Origin of the sequence: Streptomyces sp. DH41, assembly GCF_029813785.1 — a bacterium.
Lineage (GTDB): Bacteria > Actinomycetota > Actinomycetes > Streptomycetales > Streptomycetaceae > Streptomyces.
Window position 1 is genome coordinate 1 of record NZ_JARVKY010000055.1, and the last position, 7,827, is coordinate 7,827.

5 protein-coding genes and 1 pseudogene are annotated in these 7,827 nt (G+C 66.7%); all 6 read left to right on the forward strand.

Annotation, left to right across the window (positions count from 1 at the left end):
- Positions 1-189 precede the first annotated feature (189 nt).
- Complete coding sequence (locus tag QC283_RS39270; RefSeq protein ID WP_279566586.1) at positions 190-897, forward strand: TnsA-like heteromeric transposase endonuclease subunit; 708 nt, start codon at positions 190-192, stop codon at positions 895-897.
- On the forward strand, positions 894-3,023 hold the full coding sequence (locus QC283_RS39275; protein WP_279566587.1) for a helix-turn-helix domain-containing protein: 2,130 nt from the start codon (positions 894-896) through the stop codon (positions 3,021-3,023). Before QC283_RS39270 ends, QC283_RS39275 begins: the two co-directional genes overlap by 4 nt.
- Positions 3,020-4,138, forward strand: coding sequence for an ATP-binding protein (locus tag QC283_RS39280; protein ID WP_279566588.1), 1,119 nt, complete (start codon positions 3,020-3,022; stop codon positions 4,136-4,138). The genes QC283_RS39275 and QC283_RS39280 overlap by 4 nt, the downstream gene beginning before the upstream one ends.
- Positions 4,135-4,575 (forward strand): annotated as a pseudogene (locus tag QC283_RS39285) (TniQ family protein); the annotation flags it as partial. The gene QC283_RS39280 and the pseudogene QC283_RS39285, both read left to right, overlap by 4 nt.
- A gap of 195 nt (positions 4,576-4,770) precedes the next feature.
- Positions 4,771-6,786: a helix-turn-helix domain-containing protein gene (locus tag QC283_RS39290; protein WP_279566590.1), complete on the forward strand. Its 2,016-nt coding sequence runs from the start codon at positions 4,771-4,773 to the stop codon at positions 6,784-6,786.
- Positions 6,787-6,902: 116 nt separating this feature from the next.
- Entirely contained in the window at positions 6,903-7,697 is a 795-nt protein-coding gene (locus QC283_RS39295; RefSeq protein WP_279566589.1) for a class I SAM-dependent methyltransferase, read from the forward strand.
- Positions 7,698-7,827 lie beyond the last annotated feature (130 nt).

Sequence of the window (7,827 nt, forward strand, 5' to 3'; positions counted from 1 at the left end):
GTGTAGGGTCTCAAATTTCGTGTCGGAATCTCACGGTCGATGTCGGATTGAAGTCGGATCCGACACTGAGCTGAGATTCACAGGTCGCTGCCGTACCTCGTTCGAGTGAAAGCATTGCTGGTGTGCTCCCGTCAGCGTGTTGGACGGGAGCATCGTGCTGCCGAGGGCAACTCCAACTCGGGAGTGGGGATGGAAGCGACGGTCAGCTTTCGTGGGCACGGTGGCGGGGTTGAAGAGTGTTCCTGGGCGTCTGTGGCGACGGCGTCGCTGCAGACGGCTCATCCGTGGCGGACGTTCCGCTGGTACAGGGACCAGAAGCACTACTCGGGTACCTACTGGTCGGCGACAATGCGCGACCACGTGATCTACGAGTCACGACTTGAGTTGTCGCGCCTTCTCTTCGCCGATTTTGATCCGTCCGTACGCACCATCGTGGCCCAGCCCTTTCTGCTGCAGACGGTGCTGGAGGGGAAGGTGCGTCGGCACATCCCGGACTATCTCCTGCTCACCGGGCAGGTGCCGGTGGTTGTCGACGTCAAGCCTCTGCACCGATTGTCAAAGCCGGAGGTGGCGTTCACCTTCGGCTGGACCCGGCGGGTGGTGGAATCGCGGGGCTGGAAGTACGAGGTCTGGAGTGAGCCTCCGGCCGCAGAGCTGCAGAACATCCGGTTCCTGGCGGGCTACCGCAGGGATTGGCTGTTCACCCCCGAGGTTCTGGAAGAGCTTCAGGATGCGGATCTCAACGGTGCTCTTCTGGGGCAGGCCGTGGGGTATCTGCCGGATCATCCAGAACCTCAAGTCCGTGCTGCGATCCACCATTTGCTCTGGGCGCAGGTCTTCTTAACCGATCTCGACCGGCCGCTCGGCCCTTCGCACGTCCTGAGGAGGGCAGCGTGAGTAGGGCGGCCGCTCGCGTCGGAGTTGGTACGCGCTTCCGCTACAACGGGGAATCCGTCGAAGTAGTGCAGATGGCTGCGACCACAGCGGGCAACGAAGTGGTCTTGCAGGATGGTCATGGGCGGCTTCTGCGGCTGTCGCTCAAGGAACTGCTGTTCTCTGACCGCGCTGCGGTCAGTCCTGATGGCCCGGGACCGTCCGCGGATGACGAAGGCGAGATCGCCTCCGTGGTCCTCGGACAGCTCGATACGGAGGAGAAGCAGAAGGTCCTGGAGCGAGCTGGGCATGTCCGCGAGGTGCTGACGGGATATCGCACCGGTAGCAGGGAGTTGGCGGCTGACGACGAGCCGAAGGCCGCCTACGACACGGCAGTGCCGATGGAGGCGAGGAAGGCAGCCAAGGCGGCGGAACTTGGCGTGACGACCCGCACCATTGAGCGCTGGGTCGCTGGATTTCTCCAGCATGGCGAGGCCGGGCTTGCTCCGAGGAAGACGCAGTCGGCGCGGTCACAGACCTCGGTCGATGACCGATGGGTGGAGACCGCGGTAGAGGTGATGGTCGAGCACACCGACCAGTCGCGGCCGTCGCGGACGATGGTGATCGAGCGGACCCGGGCTCGGGTGATTGCGCGGTTCGGTGAGGGAGTGGTGCCGCAGCCGAGTCGGGCGACGGCGTTTCGGCTGCTGGAGGAGCTGGAGCGACGACATCCGCTGTTCCGGCTGAGTACGAAGCGCAACCGGGATATCGCCGGTCGGCCGGAGGGTCAGTACGGCAAGCTGCGGCCGACACGGCCAGGCGAGTACCTGCTGATGGACTCCACCCGCCTGGACGTCTTCGCGTTCGACCCGCTGACGCTCAAGTGGGTGCAGGCCGAATTGAGTGTCGGGATGGACTGGTACACCCGCTGCATCACGGGGATCCGGCTCACGCCGGTCTCGACAAAGGCAGTGGATGTCAGTGCGGTGCTCTTCCAGTCGTTTCGGCCGAGGCCGGCAGGGCGGAACTGGTCGCGACACGCGGTCTGGCCCGAGCACGGCATCCCCCGCACCGTCCTGGTCGACATCGAGGGTGCCACCGGGCCGGGCCTGGCCTCGCCTCCTCTGGTCCCCGAGACGCTGGTCGTCGACCACGGCAAGGTCTACGTCTCGGAGCATCTGACCAGCGTCTGCCGCCGGATGGGCATCTCCATACAGCCGGCCCGGCTGCGGACGGGCCGGGACAAGGGGCCGGTGGAGCGCTATTTCCGGACTCTGCGGGAGGGGCTGCTGCAGGTGCTGCCCGGCTACAAGGGGCCCGACATCCACTCGCGGGGCGAGAGCCCGGAGGACGAGGCGTTCTTCTTCCTCGACGAGCTTGAGGCGATCATCCGGGAGTGGACCGCGGCGGTCTATCACTGCAGGCCGCACTCCAGTCTGGTCGATCCGGGCCTGCCGGGACTGCGGATGTCTCCGGCGAAGATGTTCGAGCACGGCATGGCGCGGGCGGGCTATATCGAAGCACCCCGCGACCGGGACCTGGCCTTTGAGTTCCTGCAGACGAAGTGGCGCACGGTCCAGCACTACGGGGTCGAGATCGGCCGCCGCCGCTACAGCGGCCCCGGCCTGCCCGAGCCGGGCATCCGCAGCCCCTACGACAGTCCGGTCAAGAACGGCTGGCCGTTCCAAGTGGACCCCGACGACATCACCAAGATCTACTTCCGCAACCCCACAATCCGCGAATGGCACACCCTGACCTGGGAGCACGCACCGTCGGCCGAGATGCCGTTGAGTGAGGACGCGTTGACATTCGCCCGGCAGCTGGCGGCCTCGAAGTATCGCTTTCCCGACGACCGGCTTGCCGTCGCCGACTTGCTTCAGCGGTGGAACCTCGGGCTGGGCACCACGATTGCCGAGCGGCGCATGGCCCTGCGGCTCTCGCGCGAGCAGGCCGCCATCGAACTTCCGGAGAGTGAGACGGAGACGGTCGTCTCGCTTCCGTCCGTACGCAAGGCCCTCGGCCAGGACGAGGAGATTGCGGAACCGCAGGAGCCCGAGGCGGTTACGGAGGCGGGGGACGACGACGAGGCCGACCTGGATGACCTCGCCGAGGAGAACGACTTCTACGCCGATGCTCTGGAGGACGTGTGAACGACAACAACGTTCCGGAGCCGGACAATCTCGCCCTGTCGCGGAAGGAGGACTTCAAGGCGTTCGCCGAGGGCCCTCGCCGCAGCCGGCCCGATCTGCTGACCCGCAAGCAGCTGAAGTCCCTGGCCACGCAGGCGCGGGTGGACTACGACCGGCAGCGCCGGAAGTGGCACGCGAACGTCGGACCGGTCAAGACACCACAACTGGCTGAGCTCCACGAGGACTTGTGGGACATCGTCGACAGCAACGAGCAGGACGGCGACAAGGCCAAAGGGGCGGTGGCCGTCGACGCGTTCCCGGGGCTGGGCAAGACGACCTCAGTGCTTGCCTTCGCCCGCGACTTCCACCAGCGAGAGATCGAGGAGTCGGGCCCGTTCACGAGCCAGGGGCACGAACGGATCCCGGTCTGCCGGGTCGGGCTGACCGGGAACACCGGGATGAAGGATCTCAACCGGGCCATGCTGGAGTTCTTCGGCCACCCCGGACAGGGGCGGGGCACCACCGCCCAGTTCGGACGGCGGGTGCTGGACTGCGTGTTGTCCTGCGATGTCCGTCTGGTGGTTCTGGACGATCTGCACTTTTTGAAATGGGGACAGAAGAGCGGCATCGAGGTGAGCAACCACCTGAAGTGGATCGCCAACGAGTTCCCGGTGACGTTGCTGATGGTGGGGGTCGAACTCGCGGAGAAGGGCTTGTTCGGCGAGGGAACGAACGGGCGGGACACCGCTCTGGCCCAGACGGGTCGTCGCACCACCCGCCTGGGACTGCGTCCGTTCACCATCGACGCGGAGGCAGGGCGCCGGGAATGGAGGCAGATGCTGCTGGCCCTCGAACAGCGCGTCGTGCTCACCGACAAGCACCCCGGCATGCTCGCGGACGACATGTCGGACTACCTCTTCGCCCGCAGCACCGGACACATCGGTTCGCTGATGACGCTGATCAACCGCGGCTGCCAGCGGGCGGTCCGCACCGGCGCCGAACGTCTCGATCAGGAGCTGATGGACCGGGTGAAGAACGACGAGGCATCCGAGGCCGCCCGCCTCGAACTTCAGGCCGCGCTGGAGAAGAAGCGGCTGACCAGCCGTCCGCGGTCCCGGGGCCGACGAGCCGCATGAGACCGCCGGCCCGCACCCTGCCGATCCGGCTGCCGCCCCTGCCCGGTGAGGCCTTGGACTCCTGGCTGGAGGCGACGGCTAGGAGGCTGGACACCACACTCGGTGATGTCCTGCTGCACTTCGGGTTCCCGGTCCGACAGCGGGCCGGAAACCAGTTCCGGGGCATCCCAGCGGACTGGACGATCTTCCTCGACGAGCCGTTGACCGCAGCCGTCGCGCACGCCACCGGCACGGTCCCGGAGGCGGTCACTGCCATGACCCTGGCGCACTATGACGGACGGGCCCTGCAGATGAGTCCCGAAGGCCGGGCTGTGACACGGCATGTCCTATGGGGACGCGGACGGGGATCCCGGTTCTGCCCGGACTGCCTCCACTCCAGTGGTGGGCGCTGGCAGTTGTCCTGGAGGCTCGGTTTCTCCTTCGCCTGCACCCAGCACCGTCGCCTGCTGGCGGACCGCTGTCCGCACTGCGGGCAGGTTCCGCGGCAGCGGCCCCGTTCAGGCCGGTCTGTCCCCCAACCGGAACTCTGCGGCAATCCGCCGATCCGCCCCGGCGGTCCGATAACGGCTGGCTGCGGCACCGATCTGACCCGTGCTTCGACGCTTCTCCTCCCTTCTGGCCATCCGGTTCTCATGGCGCAGGACCGGGTGATGGAGATCATCGACGGGCCGACGGCGGCCTTCGGGCCTTACCGGGCTGTTCCCCAGTCGGCACCGGCAGTGCTGGCCGACATCCGGGCCCTGGGCATCCGCGTCCTGAGCGACCTGCCCGCTGCTGTCCTGCGCGGACAGATACCGGCCGACATCGCAGAAGCGCACCTCGCCACCGATCCGGTTACCTCGCATACAGAACAGGCGTCGGACCGCCCGGGGTTCATGGCCCCGCCGCGAGCTGCGGATGCTGCCGTCGCGGTCACCATGGCCCTGGGCATCCTGGAACAGCCAGGAATCCATCCGGCCGGCGAGGCCATGCGGGGCCTGCTGGTAGCAGTACGCGAGGAACTCACGCAGATCTCGGTGACCAGCATCGACGACTGGGGCCAGGGCATCAGCCCGGTGCTGCAGTCCGTGCACCTGGCCGCCCTCGCCCCTTCCCTCCGCCCCAGCGAGCACATCCGCTACCGCACCACGACCGAGGCTCCCCGCAGGCCGACAAGGACTACTCGGGACAGCGAGCAGAGAGCCAAAAAGATCCCCACGATGTTCTGGCCGTCCTGGATGGTCCGGCTCACGCCACCTGCAGGAATCCATGCGCGAGCCCTGGCTCCCGTCCTCGCCGCCTTGCTGCTGATCCCCGACAGCCGCACCTCCTTGGACGAGGCAGCCGGGCTGGTCGGCGACGTCACCAACGGCATCGAGATCTCACGCCTCCTCCAGGAACTCGACGACCTTCCGCAATGGCCGGACATCGTCACCGCCCTGGACCGGCTCGTCGACCACCTCGATGCCAACGGCACCCCCATTGACTACGGCCGACGCCGACTCCTGGACTACATCGGCTTGCTTCCCTATGACCGCTGGCTGGAGATCTGCCGTCGCACCGGAACACCGCCGGGGACCGGACGGCGCGAACGTATCGCTCGCAGCCAGCTCTTCCGACGTCTCAGCGGTCTGCCTGCCGAGTTCGTCCCCGACGACCTGGGTGGGCTCGACAGCGCAGAGTTCCGGGCGACATCCTTGCGGTTCACCGCGCTTCAGACTCCTGAACTCGCACACGCCCTCCAGCAGGAAGCCCTCAACTTCCTGGCCTCACACCACATTCACGACGAGCCCGTGACCTGGCAGCCTCCCACCGTCCTGCTGGCCGGACTCACCCTTCCCGGACCCGACCCGACACTTGTCGACCTACCCCGCCTGCACCAGCTCGTCCGAGAACGCCAGCACCCCGTTCAGCACGCCGCCCAGGTTCTGGGCACGACCGTCGAGGCCATCCGACATGTCCTCGACGAACACCCAGCCCCCGCACCCCCTCTAACGAAGAACGCCGCCAGAGCCACCGGCCGCGTCCGGCAGCAAGCCCGGCAAGCCATCCCAGAAGAGCACTTCACACAGCTCTACCTCGACGAACACCGGTCCCTTCAGCAGATCGCCACCCTCACTGGCTTCTCCCGCAGGGTGCTGACCGACCTCGCCAAGGAGTACGGCATCCCGCTCCGCGAGGGCCCACAGGACTACAAGCGCCGCGGAGCCATCGAACGGGACTGGCTCATCGAGCAATACGTCCACCGCCGCCGGACCCTGCCCGACCTCGCTCGGGAGAAGGGCATGAGTACCGCGAACATGGCGAGATGGGCCCACGCCCACAACATCCCTCTCCGAGCCCGCGGCGGAGCCAGCCACGACGCCGCCCTCCGTGCACGCGAGCAAGCCACCCGCACCCCCGACATCCTGCGGGGCGCCCTCAGCAGCTCCTACGGCCACCAGCGACTCGAACGCTTCGTTGCCGCCGTGTCTTATCCCACCATCGGCGAAGCGGCCCGGGCCCTCGGCACTACACAGCCCACCTTGACGACCCAGATCATCCGCCTTGAGCGGGACCTCGGAAGACCCCTGCTGGAACGCGCCGAACGCGGCCGGGGCATGAAGTTGACACCCTTCGGCAGGCGGGTGGTCGACGCAGCCCAATCGGCCGCCTCAGCGAGAGCGTGAGGCGACGAAGCGATGATCCACGCTCCACTACGGCTTTCTCGGAGAACTCTTCTGCCCACAGCGATCGGCTGTTCGTGAGGCTGTTCAGTCGGGTGATCGCTCGGCATAGTGCCCTCATGACTGTGGGCTTCAGTGGCGAAGTGGCCGAGTTCTACGCAAAATTCAGGCGGGGCTACCCCGAGCCAGTCCTCGACTTCCTGCAGGAGTACTTTGCGCTGTCCCCGGAGGACAGCGTCCTTGACCTCGGATGCGGCACCGGACAGCTCGCCCTCCCGCTTGCTTCCCGAGTGAAAGCGGTGATCGGCATGGATCCCGAACCTGACATGCTTCGCTTCGCTCGTGAGGCGGCCGGTGAGTGCGGAGTCCGCAACGCCACCTGGGTGCTCGGTGCGGACACCGATGTCCCCGCCCTCGGCACCCTACTGGGCCCCAAGTCATCCCTTGCGATGACCGTCGTTGGGCAGGCCCTGCACTGGATGCGGCACGGCGAACTGTTCCGGGACCTGCTTCCGCTGTTCCGCGCAGGCGGAGGCATCGCCGTGATCGCGAATGGGACACCGCTATGGCTACAGGACACGGCCTGGTCACGAGCTCTCCGCACCTGCCTTGAACATCACTACGACACCGAACTGACCGCTTCCTGCGGAACCGCTGACGGGGATCGGCTCCGGTATGCACAGGCGCTCCAAGGCGCCGGCTTTTCAGACGTGCGAAGCACTACGGTCTCCTACACCGACGAGCTGACCTTTGACCAGGTCATCGGTGGTCTCTACTCCGCTATCCCCGCAGAGCAACTACCAGCAGCCGATCAACGGCCAGCATTCGAGGACAACATCCGGAAGGCACTGCCGCACGACAATGCCTTCCCCGAACAGGTCGACGTCTCCGTACTCGTCGGCCGGGCCGGCTGACCCGCCGCGCTGGCCGCAGGCAGAGGAAATGACACGGAGCTGAGACAACGAGCGGATGCCCCGGCGTGAGACAGCGCGACAGTGCCCTGGTCACAGCGTCGCCGCATGACAGGAGCCGCGAGATCCTACA